Origin of the sequence: Nocardia sp. NPDC057353 (genome assembly GCF_042667085.1) — a bacterium.
Classification (GTDB): Bacteria; Actinomycetota; Actinomycetes; order Mycobacteriales; family Mycobacteriaceae; genus Nocardia.
In genome coordinates, this window is the sequence record NZ_JBHVAK010000022.1 from 48,743 (window position 1) to 69,898 (window position 21,156).

Below are 21,156 nucleotides of genomic sequence, written 5' to 3' on the forward strand. Positions count from 1 at the left end.
GTCGGGAAGCGACAGGGTCGGTGCGGGATTGGGAGCGGTCCGGTGGGCCGGACACCGTGCTAGCGCATGCGGCCTAGGGTGGGCGGATGCGGATCTTCGACGCCCACCTGCACATCATCGATCCGCGCTTCCCGCTGATCGAGAACGACGGCTACCTGCCGCCCGAGTTCACGGCGGCCCGGTATCGGGAGCGGGTGGCGGGGCTCGAGGTCGCGGGTGGGGCGGTGGTGTCCGGGTCGTTCCAGGGGTTCGACCAGGGGTATCTGCGGGCGGCGCTGGCCGAGCTGGGGGCGGGGTTCGTGGGGGTGACGCAGGTTCCGGCGGAGGTGACGGACGCGGAGATCGCGGAGTTGGCCGCGGCGGGGGTGCGGCGGTGCGGTTCAATGTGCGGCGCGGGGGGTCGGCGGCGCTGGGGGAGCTGGATCGGCTGGCGCGGCGGGTGCACGAGGTGGCGGGGTGGCATGCGGAGCTCTACATCGACGCCAGGGAGCTGCCGGAGTTGGCGGGGACGATCGCGGCGCTGCCCGCGGTGAGCATCGACCACCTCGGGCTGCACGCGGACGGGTTGCCGGAGCTGCTGCGGCTGGTGGCGCGCGGGGTGAAGGTGAAGGCGACCGGATTCGGGCGGGTGCGGCTGGAGCCCGCCGCGGCGATGCGGGCGGTCCTCGAGGTCGACCCGTCCGCGCTGATCACCGGCACCGACCTGCCCTCCACCCGGGCTGAAAGGCCGTTCGCCGACGCCGATCTGGAGCTGGTCGCCGAGGTGGCGGGGGAGCACGCGGAGGCCGTGCTGTGGGGTAACGCCGCCGCCTTCTACCGGCTCGGCTGAATCCGCTCGACGGCGACGAAGACCGCGTTCAGCGCCGAGGTCTGGGAGAGCGGGTCGAGGTCGGCGGCGTCGGCGAGCAGGTTGCGGTTGACGCCGTGCACCTCGGGTTCGGCGCCGCCGCGCGGGTCGAAGACGCGGGAGCCCCAGCCGTGGTCGATCACGACCGTGCCGCGGCGCGGACGGTCGCCGATCGCGGCCCGCAGCTCGACGGCGCCGGTGCGGGAGCTGACCCGGACCAGGTCGCCCGCGGCGATGCCGAGCGCGGCGGCGTCGTCGGGGTGCAGCAGCGCGTCGTTGCGCTTGCCGCCGGGGTGCAGCCCGGGCAGCTCGTTGAGCCAGGAGTTCATGGAGTGCCTGCGCCGCCGGTTGCCGAGCTGGAACGGGTAGCCCGGTGGCGCGGTCGGGTGCGGCTCGGCGAGCAGCTCGCGGGCGCGGGCGATGAACTCCGGCGGCGCGATCCGCACCCGCTTGTCCGGGGTGCGCAGCGCGGCGCGGAAGTGGCCGTACTCGCGCGGGCCGAGGACCAGGCCGTGCGGGGCGGCGGCGATCTCCCGCCAGCGCGGCCTGCGCCCGCCGACCCGGCGCGCGCCCGCGACCATGGCCCGGTCCACCCAGTGCGCGCCGAAGGCGACCCCGGGGCGGCCGGTGCGCGCGGCCAGCCACCGGGTCGCCCGGACGAAGCGGTTGAGGCCGCGCACCCCGAAGAGCGGAACGTTCATGGCCAGCGCCAGATCGAGGAAGATCCGCCACTCCTCGCGGACCTGCGGTGGCGGGCGCAGCACCGCGCGGCCGTAGTGCACGAACGGCTCGTCGTGCATGCCGCTGGTGAGCGCGAGCAGGTCGGCGCGCTCCAGCCAGTGCGTGGCGGGCAGCAGCCAGTGCGCGTGCCGGTGGCTCTCGCGCTGCACCACGTCGATCGCGACGAGTAGCTCCAGCTCGGCGAGCGCCGCGTCGAGCGCGGCGCCGTCCGGGCCGGAGACCACCGGGTTGCCGCAGTTCAGCACGAGTGCCCTGAGCTGCCCGGGTCCGGGCGTGGTGATCTCGGCGGGCAGCTCGCTCAGTGCGTGCGCGCCCGCGACCGGGAGCCGTCCGGCGACCCGGCTGCGGTGCTGCGCTACCGGGGCGAGCGCGGTGACGCGCAGCGCGTCCAGCACGCCGGGCTCGAAGCGCCTGCCGCCCGGCCGGTCCATCCGGCCGGTGATCAGGTTGAGCACGTGGCCGAGCCACTCGGCGACGGTGCCCGAGGTGTGCAGGGCGGTCCCGGTGCGGGTGACCGCCATGGCGGCGGGGGCGGTGGCGAAATCGCGGGCCACCGTGCGGAGCTGCGGGGCGGGGATGTCGCAGCGGGCGGCCAGGTCGTCGATGTCGGCCGCGGCGGCCAGGGCGCGGAGTTCGGGCACTCCGGTGACCAGGTCGGCGCAGTCGCCGCGGTGCTCGAGGCCCTCGCCGAGGATGACCGCGACCAGGGCGAGCAGCAGCGCCCAGTCCTGCCCCGGCCGCACCGCCAGGTGCAGATCGGCCCGGTCGGCGCTCTCCGTGCGCAGCGGGTCGACCACCACGATCCGCGCCCCCGCGCGCTGCCGTTCCAGGGCGCGCCGCCAGCCGCCGGGCGCCGACTCCAGCCAGTTCCACGCGCTCACCGCCGGGTTCGCGCCGACCAGCAGGAAGTACTCGCACCGGTCGATATCGGAGGTCGGGACCATGATCGGCGAGCCGTAGAGCGCCTCGGCGACCACGTGCACCGCGTTCTGGTCCACCGAGCCGACGGCGTACCGGTTTCCGGTGCCGATTCCGTCCAGCCAGGCGTTCATGAACACCAGGTTCGCGGCGGAGAAGCCCGCCGGGTTGCCGTAGTAGGCGCCGACCGCGTCCGGGCCGCCGCGCTCGACCGCCGCGGTCATCCGGGCCGCGATATCGGCGAGCGCCTCCGCCCATGAGGTCTCGACGTAGCGGTCGCCGACCCGCCGCATGGGCGCGGTGATCCGGCGCGGGTGCTCGACCAGCCTGCCCGCGGTGCGGCCCTTGGCGCAGAAGTCGCGCCAGCTGTGCGGGTTCCGCTTGTCCGGGAAGACGGTCAGCACCCGGTTGTCCTCGACGGTGACCTTCAAGCCGCAGGCCGCCGGGCAGTAGCGGCAGTAGGTGTAGTGCGTCCGTGGGATCGGATCGTCCACATTCTCTCCTGAGAAGAACTTTATTCTCAGCACGGTACGAGGGAACCCGGCGTCTGTCGAGGGTGCTCAGTGGCGGCGCAGCTCCTCGACGCGCTCGCGCAGGTGGGTCAGGAGCGCCTCCGGGGAGTCGAAGTCCGCCGGGTCGATGGGGGCGCCGAAGCGGATGGTGACCGGGCGGGTGCGGTCGAAGCGGCCCTTGCCGTCGGCGCCGCGCAGCGGCAGCACGTCGTTCGTGCCGACGGTGCCGACCGGGACGATCGGCACGCCGGTGGCCAGCGCGAGCTTGGCGACGCCAGGCTTGTACGGCTCGACCTCGCCGGGGCGCACGCAGCGGCCCTCCGGGTAGATGATCAGCACGCCGCCGTGGCGCAGCACCCACTCGGCCTGGTCGAGGGCGCGGCGGCCGGACTCGGGGTCGCGGCGGACCACCGGGATGTGGCCGAGCCTGCGAACCAGGACCCCGACCACCGGCCAGGTCCACAGCTCGGCCATCGCCACCGCCATGGCGCGGCGGCGCAGCGCGCCCCAGAGGAAGACCGCGTCCAGCATGGAGACGTGGTTGCTCGCCACCAGCACCGCACCGTGCGCGGGCACCGCCTCGCGATTGATCACCGTCACCCGGACGATGCGGGACCAGGCCAGGAACCGCAGCACCCGGCGCACGAGTTTCGTGGTGACCCAGGCCCGCAGCCCGAGCCCGACCGGGCGCCGCCCCTCGTCGCGCGTCATATCCGCTCCTCCCGCGCCCGCGCCGGTTAGGCTGCGGCCGTGACGATCCTGTTGCTCGTACTCCTGATCATTGTCATCGTCGGGGTGGTCGGCGGTGTGATCGCGCTGACCGTCGTCCTCGTCACCAAGCGGGTGCAGCAGTCGTCGGCGAACGCCGTCGCGGCCGCCTTCGCGCCGGGCGAGGTGCTGCGCAGCGATCCCATGGCGAACTTCTTCGGCTGGGAGTCGAGGGGCGGCAGGCAGATTCGCGGCAACGGCGCGCTGGTGCTGACCGCGCAGCGGCTGTGGTTCCGGCGCGCGGGCGCGGCCGAGCCGCTGGAGATCCCGCTCGCCGCGGTCACCGGGATCGAGATCGTGCGCTCGCACAACGGCAAGTCGGTGCGCCGGGACCTGCTGCGGGTCGCCGTGGCGGGGGACAGCGTGGCGTGGTGGGTGCGCGAGCCCAAGGACTGGGAAAGCCACCTCCGTTCGCTGCTGCCGCGGTGAATCCCGAGCATCGGCAGGGGGATCACCGGGTCCGCTTCGACTGGGGGGCCGTCGGCGCCGAGGCGGTGCGTGCCGAGGTGACCGTCGTGGTCGACGTCCTCTCCTTCACCACCACGCTCTCGGTCGCCGCCGACCGCGGGATCGAGGTGTTCCCGTACCGGTGGGGCCACGAGGAGGTCGCCGGGTACGCCGCCGAGCGGGGTGCCGTCGCCGCGGTCGGCCGCCGGGTGGCGCGGCCGGGGCAGGTGAGCCTCTCGCCGGGCACCATTCGCCGCGCCGAGCCGTTCGCGCGGCTGGTACTGCCCTCGCCCAACGGGTCGACGATCGCGCACCGGCTGGCCGCGGCGGGCTCGCTGTGCGTCGGCGCCTCGCTGCGCAATGCCGCCGCGGTCGCCGCCTGGGTCGGCGCGGGGCGGACCGTCGCGGTGGTGGCGGCGGGGGAGCGCTGGCCGGACGGGTCGCTGCGGCCCGCGGTCGAGGATCTGTGGGGTGCCGGGGCGGTGCTCGCGAATCTGCCCGATCAGGAGGGGTTCTCGCCAGAGGCGGTGATGGCGGTGCAGGCCTGGCGGGCGGTGGCGGAGCGGCTTCCGGCGGCGCTGCGGGAGTGCGCGTCCGGGCGCGAGCTGATCGCCGCGGGGTTTCCGGAGGACGTGGCGATCGCGGGCGAGGTGGGGCGGAGTTCGGCGGTGCCGGTGCTGGACGGGGAGCGGTTCCGGTCGGTCGCCGGTCACGGTCCCGGCTCCCGATAGGGCGGCCGCTACCCCGGCGCCTGCACCAGCGTCACCTTCGACCGCTTGCGCAGCGTGAACCCCAGCGTCTCGTACAGGCTGATGGCGGTGTGGTTGTGCGCGACGGCGTGCAGGAACGGCAGCTCGCCGCGCTGCATGACCAGCGCGCCGACCGCCCGCACCAGCCGCGAGGCGTACCCCCGCCCGCGGAACTCCGCATCCGTGCAGACCGCGCTGATCTCGGTCCACCCGGTCGGGTGCATGCGCTCGCCCGCCATGGCGACCAGCCGCCCGCGCACCCGGATGCCGAGGTAGGTGCCCATCTCGACGGTGCGCGGGGCGAACGGGCCCGGCTCGGTGCGGGCGATGAGCCCGAGGATCTCCGGCACGTCGGCGGCGGTGAGCCTCACCAGGTCCGGGTCGTGGGCGGTGCGCATGGCGGAGCCGTCGAGCTGCACCGAGGCGAACTCGCGCAGCACGGTCCAGCCCGCGGGGAGCACGTGGCCCTCGCCGCGCAGCCCGGTGCTGCCGCCGGGGCCGAGCACGGTGCCGAGGTCGAGCCAGTCCCGCTCGTCCAGGACCGGCGGGTGGCCGACGAACCGGGCGACGTCGGGGTGGTAGCGGGCGATCCGCCCGGTCCAGGTGGCGAAGCGGCGGTGCGCGCCGCGCAGCGAGGACCGCACCGGGTCGTCCAGCGGGTGCAGCGCGATCTCCGGTTCGATGGCCGTGTCGATGGTCAACGCACGCTCCTCCCACGACGGTGTCCCGGCCTCGGACGTTAGCGAGGCGCACGACCCGGAGCACGGGTTGCGCTCACCGCAATTCCATCCCCGGCCCTGTTCCCGCGCGCTCGAGCTGATCCGAATCGTTGACACCCCCGGCGACGTGCGAGGTCCGGTTCTCGCCCCCGATCGGCGGCCGCCGCGGGGCGCGGGCGGCGCGTTGCACGGGCCGATTGCCCACGCACAGAAACGGGAGACGATGGCACCGAAACCCCTTCACCTCGGCGTCGCGCTCGACGGCGCCGGGTGGCACCCGGCCGCATGGCGGGAACCGAACTCCCGGCCCGCCGAGCTCTTCACCCCCGGATACTGGACCGACCTGGTCACCACCGCCGAGGCGGGGCTGCTCGACTTCGTCACCATCGAGGACAGCCTGCGGACGCCGGGGGAGTGGCACGACGACGTCCGCGGCTCCGCCGACCAGGTGCGGGCCCGCATCGACGCGCACCTGATCGCCGCCAGGGTGGCCCCGCTGACCCGCCACATCGGGCTGGTCCCGACCGTCACGGTCACGCACACCGAGCCGTTCCACGTCTCCAAGGCGCTGGCCACCCTGGACTTCACCTCCCGGGGGCGGGCGGGCTGGCAGGCCAGGGTCTCCGCCACCGGCGCGGAGGCGAAGCACTTCGGCCGCAGGGAGATCCGCGACCTCACCGCCGCCGAGCACGCCGAGGCGCTCGCCACTGGCACCTACCCGGCGCACGTCCCCGAGCTCTTCGACGAGGCCGCCGACGCGGTCGAGGTGGTGCGCAGGCTCTGGGACTCCTGGGAGGACGACGCGGAGATCCGCGACGTGCCGAACCGCCGCTTCATCGACCGGGACAAGCTGCACCGCATCGACTTCGAGGGCCGCTTCTTCGCGGTCCGCGGCCCCTCCATCACGCCGCGCCCGCCGCAGGGCCAGCCGGTGGTGACCGCGCTGGCGCACGCCGCGCTGCCCTACGAGTTCGCCGCCCGCTCCGCCGACCTGGTCTTCGTCACCCCGGGCCGCGAGCGCGGCCCCGCGCCGGTCGTGGCGCAGGTCGCCGCGGCCGCCGAGCGGGTCGGGCGGACCGGCGAGCCGCTGCGGGTCCTCGCCGACCTCGTGGTCTTCCTCGACACCGCGGCGGAGTCCGGCGCCGCGCGGCTGGCCCGGCTGAACGAGCTCGCGGGCGCCGAATACCGCTCGGACGCCGCCGTCTTCACCGGCAGCGCGGACGAGCTCGCCGAGCTGCTCACCGACTGGGGCGGTCGGGGGTTGGCCGGCTTCCGGCTGCGTCCCGGCGTCGCCGTGGACGACCTCGCCGCCATCACCGCGGGCGTGGTCCCCGCGCTGCAGCACCGCGGCGCCTTCCGCACCGGCTACCCGGACGGCGGCCTGCGCGCCGTGCTCGACCTGCCGACCACCGTCCCCAACCGCTACGCGACCGCCTGAGCGAGGCCACCATGAGCAGCAACCGCAAGCAGGTCATCCTCGGCGCCTACCTGGGCGGGGTCAACCACCACACCGCGTGGTGGGATCCCCGGGCGGGCAGCCAGATCGACTTCTCCAGCTTCGAGCACACCGCGCGCACCGCCGAGCGCGGGAAGTTCGACTTCTTCTTCCTCGCCGAGGGGCTGATCCTGCGCGAGCGCGCCGGGCAGATCTTCGACCAGGACGTCATCGGCCGCCCGGACACCTTCACCGTGCTGGCCTCGATCGCCGCCGTCACCGAGCACCTCGGGCTGGCGGGCACCATCAACGCCACCTTCAACGAGCCCTACGAGCTGGCCAGGCAGTTCGCCAGCCTGGACCACCTCTCCGGCGGCCGGGCCGCCTGGAACGTGGTCACCTCGTTCGACGCTTTCACCGGGCAGAACTTCCGGCGCGGCGGCTTCCTGCACCGGGACGACCGCTACGTGCGCGCCGAGGAGACGGTGCACGCCGTGCGCGCGCTGTGGGATTCGTGGGCCGCCGACGACATCGTGGCGGACAAGGGGTCGGGGCAGTACCTGGCCCGCCCGGACGCGGGCGCCTTCGCCATCCGCGGGCAGCAGTTCGACATCGAGGGCCGGTTCACCGTCCCGCGCAGCCCGCAGGGCAGGCCGGTGCTGCTGCAGGCCGGGGTCTCGCCGCAGGGCCGGGACTTCGCCGCGGCCAATGCCGATGCCATCTTCTCGCCCTACGGCAAGCTGCCGGAGGCGGCCGACTTCTACCGCGACATCAAGGCGCGTGCGGTGGGTGCGGGCAGGCAGCCGGGGGATATCAAGATCCTGCCCTCGGCGAGTTTCGTGCTCGGCGACACCGAGGCCGAGGCGATCGAGAAGTACCACGACGTGCGCAACCAGCAGGTCACCGGCCAGACCGCGCTCATCCTGCTGGAGCAGATCTGGAACCGCGACCTCTCCGCCTTCGACCCGGAGGGCCCGGTGCCCGACATCGAGCCCGACCCGGAGGCGCCGCCGATCATCCAGGGCCGCGCCTTCGTGCACCAGGACCGCTTCGCCACTGTGCGGAAGCTGCGCGAGGTGGCCGAGGCGAAGAAGCTGACGCTGCGCGAGGTCGTCATCGACCAGTTCGAGCGCGGCCCGCTGGTCGGCACCCCGGAGCAGGTGGCGCGGCAGATCGACGACTTCGTGCAGAACGACGGCTCGGACGGCTTCATCCTCGGCTCGCACCTGGTGCCGACCGGGCTGGACGAGTTCGTCGACCGGGTGGTGCCGCTGCTGCAGGAGCGCGGCGCGCTGCGCACCGAGTACAGCGGGACGACGCTGCGCGACAACCTCGGGCTGCCCGACGTGCGCAACGCCAACCGGGTCGCCGCGGACGCCTGAGGAATCCGGGGCGGGCGGTGCCGGACCGCCCGCCCCGGTTCAGGCGAAGTCGAACAGCGGGGGCCAGACCGCGAGCACCACCGCCGCCCAGACCCCGAAGACCGGCAGGTAATTGGTCTGCCAGCGCTCGATGTCGGCGAAGCCGCGCCTGCGGCGCAGGAAGCCGACCGCCAGGTACGCCGCACCGGCCAGGTTGACCAGCAGCACCAGGTTCATGCCGAGCGCCGCGGTCTTGTTGGCGGTCGCGCCGAACTCGGCGATCCGGCTGAGCATGGCCGCCAGCATGAGCAGGTCGACGGCGAGCGCCAGGGCGATCAGCAGGAGCTGCAGGTGGTCGAAGAGGTCCGGCGGGCGCAGTGGGTCGCGGGCGGAGATGGCGTAGAGGACCAGCCCGAGCACCAGGATCAGGATGGCGTCCATCATGATGAGCAGGCCGCGGTCGACATCGGTGACGCTGCCGCTCGCCGCCAGCGCCACCAGCAGCGCGAGCAGCATGACGATGGTGAGCGGCGTGAAGACGCGGGTCAGCACCGGCGCGATGTTCTCCACCACGCTCTGCTTGGCCTCGACCAGCCAGGCCGCCACCACCAGCCCGACGCCCGCGCCGATCGGCAGCGCCCACCGGGCCACGAAGTCCTCGGCGTTCAGCCCGACCGCGTCGAAGGCGCCGACGGTGAGCCCGGTGAGGATGCCGCCGCCGAGCCCGAGCAGCGTCAGGTACACCACCCACTCGCCGGTGAAGCGCACGAAATCCATGCGGCGCCGGTCCGAGCGCCACTCGCCGCCGATGTAGGCCCACCCCACCGCGAGCCACAGCACGATCGGGGCGTGCACGATGACGACGACCTCGACATCGCCGTCCTCGGCGAACGGGTAGACGTTGAGCAGGATCCCGGCCAGCGCGAACGGCACCGGCAGCAGCGCCGCCGCGCGCAGCGGCATCCGCCGCTTCCAGGCGAAGTAGGCCGCGAGGAAGGGGAGTGTGAAGAGCCCGATATTGCGCGCCACCAGGCTGTCGTCCAGTTCGAGGAGCCGCGCGAGCTCCAGTGTCAGCCCGGCGCCGAGCCCGAGCGCCAGGACAACCAGCAGCTCCAGGTCGGGCTTGCGGCCGCCGGTGCGCTCCGGGACGGGCGGCAGCACCAGCTGCTTCCACAGCCGGTCGGAGTGTTCCCTGGCGAACTCGCGGGAGATGTCGTCCACCCGGCCCATGCGCTTCACCGCGACCAGGAACGCCTCGTCCGCCGCCAGCCCGGCCTCGGTCAGCTCGGTGATCTGGGCGCGCAGGTGGTCCTCCATCTCGTCGGCGTCCTGGGCCGAGATCACCCGGTGCCGCACGACGTAGCCGCGCCACTGCCCGATCTGCGCCTCCAGTGCCACGTCGCTCACGCGGGGCTGCCCGCGGTCACCGGGGGCAGGCCGCGCCACACCTGGTCCAGCGCGTCGGCGACCACCGCCCACTGGCTGCGCCGCTGCGCCAGCGCCTCGTGCCCGGCCGGGGTGATGGCGTAGTGCTTGCGCTTGCGCCCCGTCTCCGAACTGCCCCAGCTGGCCGCTACGTAGCCGGAGCGCTCCAGGCGGTGCAGTAGCGGGTAGAGCATGCCGTCGGTCCACTGCATGCGCCCGCCGGAGAGCTCCCTGACCCGCTTCAGGATCGCGTAGCCGTAGGACTCGCCGTCCGCCAGAATGCCGAGCACCAGCGGCGTCGCCGACGCCGCCACCAGGTCCTTGTCGATATACATGGCACCCCTATGCCTAGTTCTGCTAGGTATCGAGGAGAAGCCTAGCAGCTCTAGGTATGGGGGACGGCGATCAGCGGGCGGCGGCGAGGGCGGCGAGGGTCTCCGCGGCGGTGTAGGCGGGCTGCCAGCCGAGCTCCCGCTTGGCGCGGGCGGTGTCCATGACGACCGGCGTGCGCACGATGTGCAGCCACTCCAGGGTGGCGGGGACGAAGGGGAGGCGGGCCAGCGCGGCGGAGGCGACGGTGGCGGTGGCGGCGGGGACCCGGATCGGGCGGCCGCCGAGCGCGGCCGCCACGTCGGACAGGCTCAAGGTGCCGTCACCGGCGATGTTGTACGGGCCGGGGGCGCCGGAGGTGGTGGCGGCCAGGGCGATCGCGGCGGCGACGTCGTCGTGGTGCACCAGCTGCAGCGGGTGCCCCGGGTCCGGGATGACCGGCTTCAGCAGCGCGGACGAGCGCATGAGCGCGCGGACCGGGCCTGGCACCTTCTCCCACGGCAGGTCGTGCAGCGCGGGCGCCTTCGGCCCGGCCACGATGCACGGTCGGAGCACGTACACCTCGAGGCCGGAGTTGGCGGTGATCTCCAGCAGCGCCCGCTCGCAGGCGGCCTTCTGCTCGGAGTAGTAGTGCTCGGGCGAGCCGTTCGGCGGTACGTCCTCGGTGATCGGGGAGGGGTTCTCCGGGTGGTAGCCGTAGGCGGCGACCGAGGAGGTGTAGACCAGGCGGCGCGGGCGGCCCGCGGCCACCGTCGCTTCGAAGACGTTCCTGGTGCCCTCCAGATTGACCCGCGCGCTCTCCGCGCGCGAGCCCATGATGACGAAGGCCAGGTGGATCACCACGTCGGCGTCGGCGACCAGAGCGTCGACCGCGGCGCGGTCCAGGATGTCGCCGCGCCGGTACTCGGTCCTGGCCCAGCCGTGCTCGGCCGGGTCGAACGGGCGCCGGGCCATGCCGATCACCCGGTCGACGGCGGGGTCCTGCTCGAGTGCGGTGACGGCGGAGATGCCGATTTCACCGGTCGGACCGGTGACGGCGACGGTGATTCCCATGGGGCCGGGATGCCCGCGCCCGCACCGGCGAAACGGTCAGTCAGGGGGCTCGACGGCGCCCGCGTCCTCGTTCACGTCCTCGTTCTCCGGGACTTCGCGCTGCTCCGGGGTGTGGTCGTCGGGGTGGGTGGTGTCGGTGTGCTCGCCGAGATCGGGCGCTGTGGTGTTTCCGGGTTCGGTCACGGAACCGGGCTACCCATTCGACGCGCGAATCACGCGCGATGTCAGCTGATTCGCTCCGCGGCGGCGATCAGGTAGGAGCCGCCGGTCGGCTCCAGGGTGAGGACCCGGCCCTCGCGGCGGACGGTGCCGTCCGTGCCGGTCAGGGTCAGCTCGAGGGAGACGCGGTTGCGGGCCGCGTCCACATTCGTGATCTCGACCGCGAGCGCCTCGATGCCTGCCCAGAACTCGGTGTGCGCGGCCCGGCCGACGGTGCGCTGGTAGGCGGGGGTGAAGCGGGTCCAGCTCGCGCCGGGGTCGCCGGGGAGGTCGGCGTAGTGGGCGAGGACGAAGCTCGCCATCGTGTCCTCGGCCGCGGGGAGCTGGGCGGTGACGACCGGGGCCGCGGTCGGGGAGAGGTCGGCGGTGCCGGGCGTGGCGGTGCCGGTGCTCGTGGCGGGGCCGGTGACGGCGGCCGGGCTGGTGGTGGTCGCCGACCCCGCGGAGTCGGCGCGGTCCGGGCGCAGGACGAGCATCGCGGCCACCGCGAGCACCAGGACCGGGAGCGCCACCGACGCGCCGATGAGCAGCCATCGGCGCCTGCCCGTCGGATCCGCGGTCGGCGCCCCCCGGTTCGGCGGTGCGGCCGGACCGGGACCCGCCACCGTCGGCGCGGCCCGGAACCCCTCGTTCGGTGCGGTGCCGGAGCCGGTACCGATGTCGGTCGGCGCGGTTCGCGCCGCCCGGTCCGGCGGGCTCCCCGGCCCGAGCACCGTCGGCGCCGTTCCGGACCGGTACCCGGCCCCCACCGCGTCCACCGCCGCCCGCGCCGCGGCCGCGAGCGACCCCGCGGTCGGGTACCGCTCGTCCGGCTGCTTCGCCATTCCGCGCCGCACGATGGCATCCAGTCCGGCGGGCACTCCGGCCCGGACCTGCGACGGCGCGGGCGGCGGTGCGCTCAGGTGCGCCACGATCTGCTGCTGGATGTTCTCCCCGGGGAAGGGCAGCTCCCCGGTCAGCGCTTTGTGCAGTACGCAGCCGAGCGCGTACACGTCCGCCCGCCCGTCCACCGCGCCCGCCCCGAGCCGCTCCGGCGCCATGTAGGCGAAGGTGCCGACGGTCGCGCCGGTGCTGGTGATGCCGGTGGCGGCGAGGTCCTTGGCGATGCCGAAGTCGATGAGGTAGGCGAAGCCGGTCGGGGTGACGATGATGTTCGAGGGCTTGACGTCGCGGTGCAGCAGCCCGGCCCGGTGCGCCGCGTCGAGCGCCTGCGCCACCTGCTCGACGCAGTGCACGGCATCGGCGGCGGGGAGCGGCCCGGCGTCGATGATCGCTCCGAGGTCGGTGCCCTCGACCAGCCGCATGTCCAGGAAGAGCTGCCCGTCGATCTCGCCGTAGTCGTGGATCGGGATGACGTGCGGGTCGGTGAGCCGGGCCGCCGCGTGCGCCTCCCGGCGGAACCGCTCCCGGAACCCGGCGTCGGCGGCGAACTGCTCGGGCAGCACCTTGAGCGCGACGGTCCGGTCGGTGCCGGTGTCGTGCGCCCGGTACACCCGGCCCATGCCGCCCGCCCCGAGCAGATCCAGCAGCCGGTACCGGCCGAACGGCGTCCCCTCCATCCCGTACTCGTACCACGAACCGGCGCACGCCGGAAGCCGAAATCAGGTCAGCCTGCGCACCACCGACAGCGGCAGCCCGCGCAGCGCGTAGCCGAGCGGGATCCACGGCCACGGCGGCACGTACGCCTCCGCCTTCTCCTTCTCGACGGCGGCCACGATGGCCTTCACCCCGGTCTCGGTGTCCACCATGAACGGCGTGTTCTGCGCGACGTGCTCGTTCATCTCGGAGCGGATGTAACCGGGGTAGATGGTCGAGACCCTGACCCCGGGAATCCGTTCCGAGCGCACCCCCTCGGCCAGGTGCGCCAGCCCGGCCTTGGTGGCGGCGTAGGTGGTGAGCGTCTTGCGCATGCCGCGCAGCCCGGAGATGGAGGAGATCACCACCAGGTGGCCGCCGCCCGCGGCCCGGAAGATCTCCAGCGCGGCCTCCATCTGCGCCAGCGCGCCGACGAAGTTGGTCAGCGCGGTCTCCCGGTTGGCGTCGGCGCGGCCGGTGCCGAGCGGGGCGCCCTTGCCGAGCCCGGCGTTCACGATCACCCGGTCCAGCCTGCCGAACGCCTGCGCGATGTCGGCGAAGACCGCGGGGACGGCGTCGTAGTCGGTGACGTCGAGGGTGCGCACCTCGACCCTGGTGCCGGGGTGGATGGCGGCGATCTCGCCCGCCAGCTGGTCCAGCCGCTCGGTGCGGCGCGCGGTGAGCGCGAGGTCGTAGCCGCGCGCCGCGAACTGCCGCGCCATCTCGGCGCCGAGCCCGGAGCTGGCGCCGGTGATCAGGATGACCCCGCGGCTCATCGCTTCGCCCCGTGCTTGCCCAGCTCGATCCGCGCGATCACGCCCTTGTGCACCTCGTCCGGCCCGTCGGCGAGGCGCAGCGCGCGGGCGCCGACCCAGGCCGCGGCGAGCGGGAAGTCGGCGGAGAGCCCGCCGCCGCCGTGCAGCTGGATGGCGAAGTCGATCACCTGCTGCGCCATGGCGGGCGCCGCCACCTTGATCTGGCTGACCTCGCTGAGCGCGTTCAGCGGCCCGCCCTCGTCCAGCTTCCACGCGGTGTTCAGCACCAGCAGCCGGGTGGAGTCGATGGCGATCCTGGCCTCCGCGATCCGCTCCCGGTTGCCGCCGAGGTTCACCAGCGGCTTGCCGAACGCGACCCGCGACAGCCCGCGCTCGCAGGCCAGCTCCAACGCCTTCTCGGCCAGCCCGATCGACCGCATGCAGTGGTGCACCCGGCCCGGCCCGAGCCTGCCCTGGGCGATCTCGAAGGCGCGCCCCGGCCCGGCGATCACGTTCGACAGCGGCACCCTGACGTCGGTGAAGCTCACCTCGCCGTGGCCGAACGGCTCGTCCTGCAGCCCCATGGTGGAGAGCATCCGCTCCACCTTCACGCCCGGCGCGTCGCGCGGCACCAGCACCATGGAGTGCCTGCGGTGCCGCTCGGCCTCCGGGTCGGTGAGCCCCATGACGATCAGCACCGTGCAGTCCGGGTGGCCGACGCCGGTGGACCACCACTTGCGGCCGTTGATCACCACCTCGTCGCCGTCGACCACGGCGCTCAGCTCCATGGTGGTGGCGTCCGAGGAGGCCACGTCCGGCTCGGTCATGCAGAAGGCGCTGCGGATCCGGCCCTCCAGCAGCGGCTCCAGCCACTGCTCGCGCTGCGCCTCGTCGCCGTACTTGAGCAGCACCTCCATGTTGCCGGTGTCCGGGGCGTTGCAGTTGAAGACGTACGGCGCCAGGAAGGAGCGGCCGGTGACCTCGGCGATCGGCGCGTAGTCGATATTGCTCAGCCCGGCGCCGCCCGCGGTGCCGAACCGCTCGGCGTAGGCGTCGCCGTGCCCCGCGGGCAGGAAGAGGTTCCACAACCCCTCCGCGCGCGCCTTGGCCTGCAGCTCGGCCAGGATCGGCAGCGGCTGCCACGGGTCGCCGCCGGATTCGCGGAGCGCGGCCACCTCGTGGTGGTATCGCGCCTCCACCGGCTCGATCTCGGTGTCCAGGAAGGCGCGGGCCCGAGCGGTGAGCTCGGCGGCGCGGTCGGAGGGCCGGAAGTCCATGGCCCGACCCTAACCCACTATTGATCGCTGATCGATAAGATCGCCGCCGTCGCTTTCAGCGCCGCTGGTAGGCCCCGATCTGGGCGGCCACCGTCGCGACGGCGTCGCCGAGCGGGAGCGTCAGGTCGACGACGTGCAGCCCCCAGCCGGGGTCGGGGACCGGGGGGAGCGGCGGGGCGCCCGGCTCCGGCTCGGCCAGCAGCACGTGCGCGGTGCCGATGTGCGCGCACTGCCCGCGGTAGCGCTGCGCGGGCCGCAGCCATGGCGTCGCCGGGGTGGGCAGGACGACGTTCAGCGCCTGCGGCGCGGCCCCGGTGCGCAGCAGCGTGTGCAGCGGGACCTGCTCGGTGCTGCCCGGCGCGGCGGGGTTCACGCAGGCCACCTCGTAGCCGGGGCCGTACGGCCGCGGCGTGGCCTCCGGTGTGGTCGGGGTGGTCCCGTAGCGCGCGTCGGCGGGCGGCTCCGCGCCGAAGATCGACCAGGCCAGCACGCAGTGCGTCTGCGCGCGCTCCCGGCACAGCGGCACGGTGCGGAAGTCGCCGCCGACGTCGGCGCCGCGCGGCACCACCACATTGCCGCCCGCCAGCACCGCCGAGACCAGCCGCGCGTTCACCGCCGGGTCCGGCTCGATCCGTTCGCGGATGAGCTGCCGGAGCATCCGCGTCCCCTGCGAGTGCCCGATCAGCACGATGCCGCGGCCGCGGTTGTCGTTGGCCAGGTACTGCTCCCAGGCGCGCGCCACGTCGGCGAAGGCGAGCTCGGCCGCGGCCCGCGCCTGCTCGGGCGAGCCGGGGGAGCGCAGCGCGAGCAGCGTGCGCTGCCGGTAGACCGGGGCGTAGACGTCGCAGACCTCGGAGAAGCGCTGGGCCTGCTGCTCCGCGATGAACTGCAGCGGCGGCGTGATCTCCCGGCTCGCCGAGTAGGCGAGCTCGGTGGAGACGGTCGGGTAGACGTAGAAGCAGTCGACCGCGCGCTCGGCCGCCGCGGGCCGGACCACCTCCGGTGGCTGCCCGGCGCCGTAGACGGTGGTGCCGAGGTCGCCGCGGCACGGGTCGGCGGGCAGGTCGGGGCGGCAGAGCCAGCGCACCTCGTCGGGTTGCTCGGGCATCGCCACCGCCCCGGCCGCGGCGGCGACCAGCGCGAGCAGCAGCGCAAGCAGCGTCGTCACCCCGCGCCGCGGGCCGACCCGGGAGACAGGTGCCACCGGAACCTCCTTCGATCGCGCCCACTGTACGACGCGCGCCCCCGGCGCGGGGGCCGGTACGAATCGCGCTGAGCGCAAACGGTGCCCGGCGCGCGGGCGGCTCGTAGCGTCGGCTGTCATGGTCCGTGCGCGCCGCCCCCTCAAGACCGTGACCGGAGTGAGCGGAGGGGCGGACGTCTACGCCGCCGCCGTCGACCCGGCCCGCTCCACCCTGGACACCGCGGTCGAGATCGCCCGGCTCGCCGAGGAGCACCGGATCGACGCGCTCTTCGCCGCCGACCTGCTCTCCTTCGGCGCGCAGGGCGCCATCGGCGCGCAGGAGCCGCTGATCTTCCTGGCCGCGCTGGCCGGGGTCACGCGGCGCGCCGGGCTGATTGCCACCGTCACCACCACCTTCCACCACCCGTACAACCTGGCCCGGCTCTTCGGCACGCTCGACCACGTCAGCAACGGCCGCGCCGCCTGGAACGCGGTCACCTCATCGCTCGGCGAGGAGAACTACGGCGACAAGGAGCTGCCAACCCCGGAGGAGCGCTACGCCCGCGCCACCGAGGTGCTGGCGGTGACCAACGCGCTCTTCGACAGCTGGGCCCCCGGCGCGCTCACGCGGGACGGCGCGGGCGGCGCAGTCCTCGACCCCGCGCTGGTGCGCCCGATCGAGCACACCGGCCCGTACTTCTCGGTGCGCGGCCCGCTGAACATCCCGACGCTGCCGCAGCGCAGGCCGGTGCAGTTCCAGGCGGGCCAGTCCGCGGGCGGCGTCGAGCTCGGCGCGCGCTTCGCCGAGGTGGTCTTCACCTCGCTCGCCACCCTCGACGACGCGCTCGCCTATACGCAGCGGATCCGTTCCCGCGCCGCCGAACTCGGCCGTCCCGCCGGGCTGCCGCTGATCTTCAGCTCGCTGCACGCCACCTACGGCGGCACCGAATCCGAGGCCCGCAGGATCGCCGCCGAGCGCGACGGGAACACCGACCTGGAGGCGGGCCGCCGCGGCCTGGAGGACATGCTCGGCGGCGGCATCGACCTCTCCGAGCTGCCCCTGGACCGCCCGCTCCCGGAGTCGCTGCTGCCCGACCTGGCCTCGGTCAACCGCCGCCGCGGCCGGGTGGAGATCTTCACCCGCCTCGCCCGCTCCGGCAAGACCCTGCGCGAGCTCATCGTCGCCGCCAAGGACACCGGGCACTGGGCCGAGACCGGCACCGTCGAGCAGATCGCCGACGCCATCGCCGAGCGCTACGACGCGGGCGTGCTCGACCTCGTCACCCTGGGCGGGCTCGCCGACCCGCGCGGCCGCGAGTACGTCCTCGACGGGCTGCTGCCGCTGCTGCGCAAGCGCGGCATTGTCGGCGAGGACTACGTCGGCGGCACCTTCCGGGAGAACCTGGAGCTGCCGCCGCTGCCGTGACCGGTCAGTCCGTCGGGCCGCCCGCCACGTAGATCACCTGGCCGGAGACGAACCCCGCGCCCTCGCTCACCAGGAACGACGCGGTGTGCGCGATGTCCTCCGGCTGCCCCGCCCGGCCCACCGGGATCTGCCCGACCACGGCCTCGGTGAACTGCTCGAAGGTCACCCCGACCCGCTCGGCGGTGGCCGCGGTCATGTCGGTGGCGATGAAACCGGGCGCGATGGCGTTCACCGTGACGCCGAACTTGCCGAGCTCGATGGCGAGCGTCTTGGTGAAGCCCTGCAGCCCCGCCTTGGCCGCCGAGTAGTTGGCCTGGCCGCGGTTGCCGAGCGCGGAGGTGCTGGAGAGGTTCACGATCCGGCCGAACTTCGCCTCGGTCATGTACTTCTGGGTGGCGCGGCTCATCAGGAAGGCACCGCGCAAGTGCACGTTCATGACCGCGTCCCAGTCGCCCGCGGTCATCTTGAACAGCAGGTTGTCGCGCAGGATCCCGGCATTGTTGACCAGCACGGTGGGCGCGCCCAGTTCCTCGGCGACGCGGCTCACCCCGGCCGCCACCGCCTCCTCGTCGGCCACGTCGACCGCGAGCCCGATGGCCTTCCCGCCCGCCGCGGCGATCTGCTCCGCCGACGCCGCGCTCGCCGCCTCGTCGAGGTCGAAGACGGCGACCGCGAGGCCGTCGGCGGCCAGGCGGCGCGCGGTGGCGGCGCCGATGCCGCGCGCGGCTCCGGTGACGATCGCCGTGCGGGGTGCGGTGCTGGTCATGTCGGTCCTCTCGTCGGGTGTACTGATCGATTCATACTCGATCGGGTCGCGGCCCCGGCTCCTGGTGCCAGCCGCGCGCCACCGAGCGGGCGCAGCGCTCCGGTTCGTCGCCCGCCGCGACGAACAGCGCCACCAGCATCGGTTCGCCGTGCGCGAGCGTCTCGGCGGGCAGCGGGCCGGTGGCGACCAGGCTCGCCAGCCCGTGGCCGATCACCCAGACCCGGAGCGCGGTGACCGCTGGATCGGTCTCCGGCGCGAAGCGACCCGCGCCGACGGCCCTGGCGACCGCGGCGACCAGCAGGCCGAGCGAGGCGTCGGCGGCCGCCGCGTCCTCCAGCTCGGCGGTGGCGTCGAACATCACCCGGTACAGGTCCGGATTCGCCACGGCATTGGCGAGATACCCCGCCCCGAGCGCGGTGAGGTCGCGGACCGGGTCGGCGGTCACCGCGACGGTGGCGAGTTCGGCGGCGAGCCGGGTGAACCCCTCCTGGCGCACCGCGCGCCACAGCCCGTCGATCCCGTCGAAGTAGGTGTAGACCGCCATGGTCGAGACCTCGGTGCCCGCGACCAGGGCGCGCAGCGTGATCGGCTCACGCCGGGCCAGCATCTGCGCCGCCCGCTCCACCAGCAGTGCCCGCGTCCGCGGATTCTTCGTCCGTGCCATGGACACAGAATACATAACGGCGTTATTGTAAGGGCGATCCGATCCCCATTCGAAGGAGTCAGCCATGACCGTGGAACTGCGCAACCCCGACGGCCTGCCCAAGCCGGAGGTCTACCGGCAGTCCGCTATCGCCACCGGCAGCCGCTTCGTCTTCCTGGCCGGGCAGGTGGCGCGGGATGCCGAGGGAAACCCGGTCGGCGCCGGTGATTTCGCGGCCCAGGTGGAGCAGGCGTACCTGAACGTCGCCACCGCGGTGGCCGACGCGGGCGGCACCTTCGACGACGTCGCCAAGCTGACGCTCTACGTCGTCGACTGGTCGCCGGAGAAGTTCCCGCTGCTCGGCGAGGGGGCGGCGCGGGTCGCCGCCAAGCTGGGGGTGGACCCGACCAAACCGATCACGCTGATTCCGGTGGTCGCGCTGGCCGAGCCGGACCTCATGATCGAGGTCGAGGCGATCGCGGTTCTGGACTGAGCCGGGTGGATCAGCCGATCGGCGGCGACAGGTGGTAGTCGCGTCGGCGCGGGCGGGCCGCGCGCAACCGGTACTCCAGCAGCGCGCCCGGCCAGTTGTGGGTATCGCGGCCCGCGGCGTCCCGATACCAGCTGCGACAGCCGGAGTTCCAAGCCAGCGGCCGGGCGAACCGGCGGTCGAGTAGCCGGGACCAGCGGGCGAAGGCCGCCGCGGTCACCTCGAGCGCGGAGCCCGCGGGCGCGGCGGCGAGCCGGGTGACGGCGGCCGCGATGTGCGCGGCCTGGGTCTCCAGCATGAAGACGATGGAGCCGGAGCCGAGATTGGTGTTCGGCCCGTAGACCAGGAACAGATTCGGGAACCCGGGCACGGTGAGCCCGAGGTGCGCGCGGGCGCCGCCCGCCCACCGCTCGGCCAGGGTGGCGCCGCCGCGACCCCTGATCTCCAGCGTGGTGGCGAAGCCGCCGGTGTCGAACCCGGTGGCGAAGACCAGGGTGTCGGCCTGGTACCGCCCGGCGGCGGTGTGCACCGCGCCGAGCTCGACCGCGGTGATCGGCTCGGTGACCAGCGCGACGTCCCGGCGATCGAACGCGGCGTGGTACCCGCTCGCCATCAGGATGCGCTTGCACCCGGCCCGGTCCTTCGGCGTCAGCGCGGCCCGCAGCGCCGGATCGGCGACGCTGCGCCGCAGCGCCTTCGCGTGCGCCCGCTCCAGCGGCCGGAGCAGCGCGGGCCAGCGCCAGAAGCCGAGGGTGAGCAGCTCCAGCCCGGTCCAGAACGCGGCCCGGGTCAGCTTGCGGACGGCGGGGAAGCGCCGGTGCAGCGCCCGCACCCCGTACGGCACATCGGGTTTCGGCAGCACGTAGGGCGCGCTGCGCTGGAAGACGGTGAGCCCCTGCGCCCGCCCGGCCAGCCTCGGGACCAGCTGCACCGCGCTCGCCCCGGTGCCGACCACCGCGATCCGATGGCCCCCCGGGTCGAAATCCTCCGGCCACTCCGCGGTGTGCAGCACGGTGCCTGCGAACTCGGCGAGCCCGGGCAGCGGCGGCACGGCGGGCACCGCGAGCTGCCCGGTGGCCGCGACCAGCACGTCGAACCGCTCCGCGGTGCCGTCGCCGAGCGTCAGCAGCCAGTCCGCGCCGGTCCACCGCGCGGCGGTGACCGCGGTGCCGGTGCGCACGGCGAGCCCGGCGGCGCAGCGCTCGAGGTAGCCGCAAATCTCCGCGCCGGGAGCGAACCGGCGCGACCAGGCGGGCGGCTCGACGAACGAGTAGCTGTACATGTGCGAGGGCGCGTCACAGGCGACGCCGGGGTAGCGGTTCGCCGCCCAGGTGCCGCCGACGCCCGAGCGGGCGTCGAAGACCGTCACCGCCCGGTGCCCGGCCGCGCGCAGCCGCAGCGCCGCGCAGATCCCGCCGAACCCGGCGCCGACGACGGCCACCCGGACCGACCGAAAATGACTGCCGCGCATGTCTTCTCCCCTGGAAACCGGGGTCGGGGGATCGGCCACGGCCTCC

At 74.0% G+C, this 21,156-nt stretch carries 20 protein-coding genes and 1 pseudogene; 7 read left to right on the forward strand and 14 right to left on the reverse strand.

Features of this window, described 5'->3' with window-relative positions; genetic code table 11:
• Window positions 1-86 precede the first annotated feature (86 nt).
• Window positions 87-829 (forward strand): annotated as a pseudogene (locus ACFUUZ_RS14065) (amidohydrolase family protein).
• On the opposite strand, the gene ACFUUZ_RS14070 reads toward ACFUUZ_RS14065, so the two are convergent.
• Both ACFUUZ_RS14070 and ACFUUZ_RS14075 read right to left on the reverse strand, forming a co-directional pair.
• Complete coding sequence (locus tag ACFUUZ_RS14070) at window positions 814-2,988, reverse strand: molybdopterin-dependent oxidoreductase (RefSeq protein WP_378696082.1); 2,175 nt, start codon at window positions 2,986-2,988, stop codon at window positions 814-816. The pseudogene ACFUUZ_RS14065 and the gene ACFUUZ_RS14070 overlap by 16 nt on opposite strands.
• 78 nt (window positions 2,989-3,066) lie before the next feature.
• Complete coding sequence (locus ACFUUZ_RS14075) at window positions 3,067-3,729, reverse strand: lysophospholipid acyltransferase family protein (protein ID WP_378695994.1); 663 nt, start codon at window positions 3,727-3,729, stop codon at window positions 3,067-3,069.
• Between the two features lie 39 nt (window positions 3,730-3,768).
• On the opposite strand from ACFUUZ_RS14075, the gene ACFUUZ_RS14080 reads away from it, so the two are divergent.
• Both ACFUUZ_RS14080 and ACFUUZ_RS14085 read left to right on the forward strand, forming a co-directional pair.
• Window positions 3,769-4,215, forward strand: coding sequence for a hypothetical protein (locus ACFUUZ_RS14080; RefSeq protein WP_378695996.1), 447 nt, complete (start codon window positions 3,769-3,771; stop codon window positions 4,213-4,215).
• Complete coding sequence (locus ACFUUZ_RS14085; protein ID WP_378695998.1) at window positions 4,212-4,964, forward strand: 2-phosphosulfolactate phosphatase; 753 nt, start codon at window positions 4,212-4,214, stop codon at window positions 4,962-4,964. The genes ACFUUZ_RS14080 and ACFUUZ_RS14085 overlap by 4 nt, the downstream gene beginning before the upstream one ends.
• A gap of 8 nt (window positions 4,965-4,972) precedes the next feature.
• Here ACFUUZ_RS14085 and ACFUUZ_RS14090 read toward each other — a convergent pair whose 3' ends face one another.
• Window positions 4,973-5,683: a GNAT family N-acetyltransferase gene (locus ACFUUZ_RS14090; protein ID WP_378696000.1), complete on the reverse strand. Its 711-nt coding sequence runs from the start codon at window positions 5,681-5,683 to the stop codon at window positions 4,973-4,975.
• A gap of 241 nt (window positions 5,684-5,924) precedes the next feature.
• Here ACFUUZ_RS14090 and ACFUUZ_RS14095 point away from each other — a divergent pair, with 241 nt between their 5' ends.
• Together ACFUUZ_RS14095 and ACFUUZ_RS14100 are read left to right on the forward strand one after the other, a co-directional pair.
• Window positions 5,925-7,139 (forward strand): LLM class flavin-dependent oxidoreductase, encoded by a 1,215-nt coding sequence (locus tag ACFUUZ_RS14095; protein WP_378696002.1) that lies wholly within the window; start codon window positions 5,925-5,927, stop codon window positions 7,137-7,139.
• An 11-nt stretch (window positions 7,140-7,150) separates the two neighbouring features.
• Entirely contained in the window at window positions 7,151-8,518 is a 1,368-nt protein-coding gene (locus ACFUUZ_RS14100; RefSeq protein ID WP_378696004.1) for an NtaA/DmoA family FMN-dependent monooxygenase, read from the forward strand.
• A gap of 39 nt (window positions 8,519-8,557) precedes the next feature.
• Here the strand turns inward: ACFUUZ_RS14100 and ACFUUZ_RS14105 are convergent, their stop codons facing one another.
• From ACFUUZ_RS14105 to ACFUUZ_RS14140, 8 genes are all read right to left on the reverse strand, one after another.
• Complete coding sequence (locus ACFUUZ_RS14105) at window positions 8,558-9,904, reverse strand: permease prefix domain 1-containing protein (protein WP_378696006.1); 1,347 nt, start codon at window positions 9,902-9,904, stop codon at window positions 8,558-8,560.
• A complete protein-coding gene (locus ACFUUZ_RS14110) occupies window positions 9,901-10,257 on the reverse strand; it encodes a PadR family transcriptional regulator (protein WP_378696008.1) in 357 nt (118 codons plus the stop codon). Before ACFUUZ_RS14110 ends, ACFUUZ_RS14105 begins: the two co-directional genes overlap by 4 nt.
• Before the next feature lie 70 nt (window positions 10,258-10,327).
• Window positions 10,328-11,305: an NAD-dependent epimerase/dehydratase family protein gene (locus tag ACFUUZ_RS14115; protein ID WP_378696010.1), complete on the reverse strand. Its 978-nt coding sequence runs from the start codon at window positions 11,303-11,305 to the stop codon at window positions 10,328-10,330.
• A 36-nt stretch (window positions 11,306-11,341) separates the two neighbouring features.
• On the reverse strand, window positions 11,342-11,488 hold the full coding sequence (locus tag ACFUUZ_RS14120; RefSeq protein ID WP_378696012.1) for a hypothetical protein: 147 nt from the start codon (window positions 11,486-11,488) through the stop codon (window positions 11,342-11,344).
• A 41-nt stretch (window positions 11,489-11,529) separates the two neighbouring features.
• Complete coding sequence (locus tag ACFUUZ_RS14125) at window positions 11,530-13,083, reverse strand: protein kinase (protein ID WP_378696014.1); 1,554 nt, start codon at window positions 13,081-13,083, stop codon at window positions 11,530-11,532.
• Window positions 13,084-13,125: 42 nt separating this feature from the next.
• Entirely contained in the window at window positions 13,126-13,875 is a 750-nt protein-coding gene (locus ACFUUZ_RS14130; RefSeq protein WP_378696016.1) for an SDR family oxidoreductase, read from the reverse strand.
• Window positions 13,872-15,131, reverse strand: coding sequence for an acyl-CoA dehydrogenase family protein (locus tag ACFUUZ_RS14135; RefSeq protein WP_378696018.1), 1,260 nt, complete (start codon window positions 15,129-15,131; stop codon window positions 13,872-13,874). The genes ACFUUZ_RS14130 and ACFUUZ_RS14135 overlap by 4 nt, the downstream gene beginning before the upstream one ends.
• A 55-nt stretch (window positions 15,132-15,186) precedes the next feature.
• Window positions 15,187-16,335, reverse strand: a complete 1,149-nt coding sequence (locus tag ACFUUZ_RS14140) for a DUF3089 domain-containing protein (RefSeq protein ID WP_378696020.1) — start codon at window positions 16,333-16,335, stop codon at window positions 15,187-15,189.
• 118 nt (window positions 16,336-16,453) lie between these two features.
• On the opposite strand from ACFUUZ_RS14140, the gene ACFUUZ_RS14145 reads away from it, so the two are divergent.
• Complete coding sequence (locus ACFUUZ_RS14145) at window positions 16,454-17,740, forward strand: NtaA/DmoA family FMN-dependent monooxygenase (RefSeq protein WP_378696022.1); 1,287 nt, start codon at window positions 16,454-16,456, stop codon at window positions 17,738-17,740.
• Window positions 17,741-17,744: 4 nt separating this feature from the next.
• On the opposite strand, the gene fabG is transcribed toward ACFUUZ_RS14145, so the two are convergent.
• Both fabG and ACFUUZ_RS14155 read right to left on the reverse strand, forming a co-directional pair.
• A complete protein-coding gene (gene fabG / locus ACFUUZ_RS14150) occupies window positions 17,745-18,506 on the reverse strand; it encodes a 3-oxoacyl-ACP reductase FabG (protein WP_378696024.1) in 762 nt (253 codons plus the stop codon).
• A gap of 31 nt (window positions 18,507-18,537) precedes the next feature.
• On the reverse strand, window positions 18,538-19,170 hold the full coding sequence (locus ACFUUZ_RS14155; protein ID WP_378696026.1) for a TetR/AcrR family transcriptional regulator: 633 nt from the start codon (window positions 19,168-19,170) through the stop codon (window positions 18,538-18,540).
• 64 nt (window positions 19,171-19,234) lie between these two features.
• Here ACFUUZ_RS14155 and ACFUUZ_RS14160 point away from each other — a divergent pair, with 64 nt between their 5' ends.
• Window positions 19,235-19,642, forward strand: coding sequence for a RidA family protein (locus tag ACFUUZ_RS14160; protein WP_378696028.1), 408 nt, complete (start codon window positions 19,235-19,237; stop codon window positions 19,640-19,642).
• Window positions 19,643-19,652: 10 nt separating this feature from the next.
• Here the strand turns inward: ACFUUZ_RS14160 and ACFUUZ_RS14165 are convergent, their stop codons facing one another.
• Complete coding sequence (locus ACFUUZ_RS14165) at window positions 19,653-21,110, reverse strand: flavin-containing monooxygenase (protein ID WP_378696030.1); 1,458 nt, start codon at window positions 21,108-21,110, stop codon at window positions 19,653-19,655.
• Between the last annotated feature and the right edge of the window lie 46 nt (window positions 21,111-21,156).

Excerpts from the sequence above, each read along its gene's own strand:
- ACFUUZ_RS14145 (WP_378696022.1), top strand. The coding sequence starts at position 16,454 with ATGGTCCGTGCGCGCCGCCCCCTCAAGACCGTGACCGGAGTGAGCGGA.
- ACFUUZ_RS14125 (WP_378696014.1), bottom strand. The coding sequence starts at position 13,083 with ATGGAGGGGACGCCGTTCGGCCGGTACCGGCTGCTGGATCTGCTCGGG.
- ACFUUZ_RS14075 (WP_378695994.1), bottom strand. The coding sequence starts at position 3,729 with ATGACGCGCGACGAGGGGCGGCGCCCGGTCGGGCTCGGGCTGCGGGCC.
- ACFUUZ_RS14160 (WP_378696028.1), top strand. The coding sequence starts at position 19,235 with ATGACCGTGGAACTGCGCAACCCCGACGGCCTGCCCAAGCCGGAGGTC.
- ACFUUZ_RS14135 (WP_378696018.1), bottom strand. The coding sequence starts at position 15,131 with ATGGACTTCCGGCCCTCCGACCGCGCCGCCGAGCTCACCGCTCGGGCC.
- ACFUUZ_RS14165 (WP_378696030.1), bottom strand. The coding sequence starts at position 21,110 with ATGCGCGGCAGTCATTTTCGGTCGGTCCGGGTGGCCGTCGTCGGCGCC.
- ACFUUZ_RS14110 (WP_378696008.1), bottom strand. The coding sequence starts at position 10,257 with ATGTATATCGACAAGGACCTGGTGGCGGCGTCGGCGACGCCGCTGGTG.
- ACFUUZ_RS14155 (WP_378696026.1), bottom strand. The coding sequence starts at position 19,170 with ATGGCACGGACGAAGAATCCGCGGACGCGGGCACTGCTGGTGGAGCGG.
- ACFUUZ_RS14130 (WP_378696016.1), bottom strand. The coding sequence starts at position 13,875 with ATGAGCCGCGGGGTCATCCTGATCACCGGCGCCAGCTCCGGGCTCGGC.
- fabG (WP_378696024.1), bottom strand. The coding sequence starts at position 18,506 with ATGACCAGCACCGCACCCCGCACGGCGATCGTCACCGGAGCCGCGCGC.
- ACFUUZ_RS14095 (WP_378696002.1), top strand. The coding sequence starts at position 5,925 with ATGGCACCGAAACCCCTTCACCTCGGCGTCGCGCTCGACGGCGCCGGG.
- ACFUUZ_RS14100 (WP_378696004.1), top strand. The coding sequence starts at position 7,151 with ATGAGCAGCAACCGCAAGCAGGTCATCCTCGGCGCCTACCTGGGCGGG.
- ACFUUZ_RS14115 (WP_378696010.1), bottom strand. The coding sequence starts at position 11,305 with ATGGGAATCACCGTCGCCGTCACCGGTCCGACCGGTGAAATCGGCATC.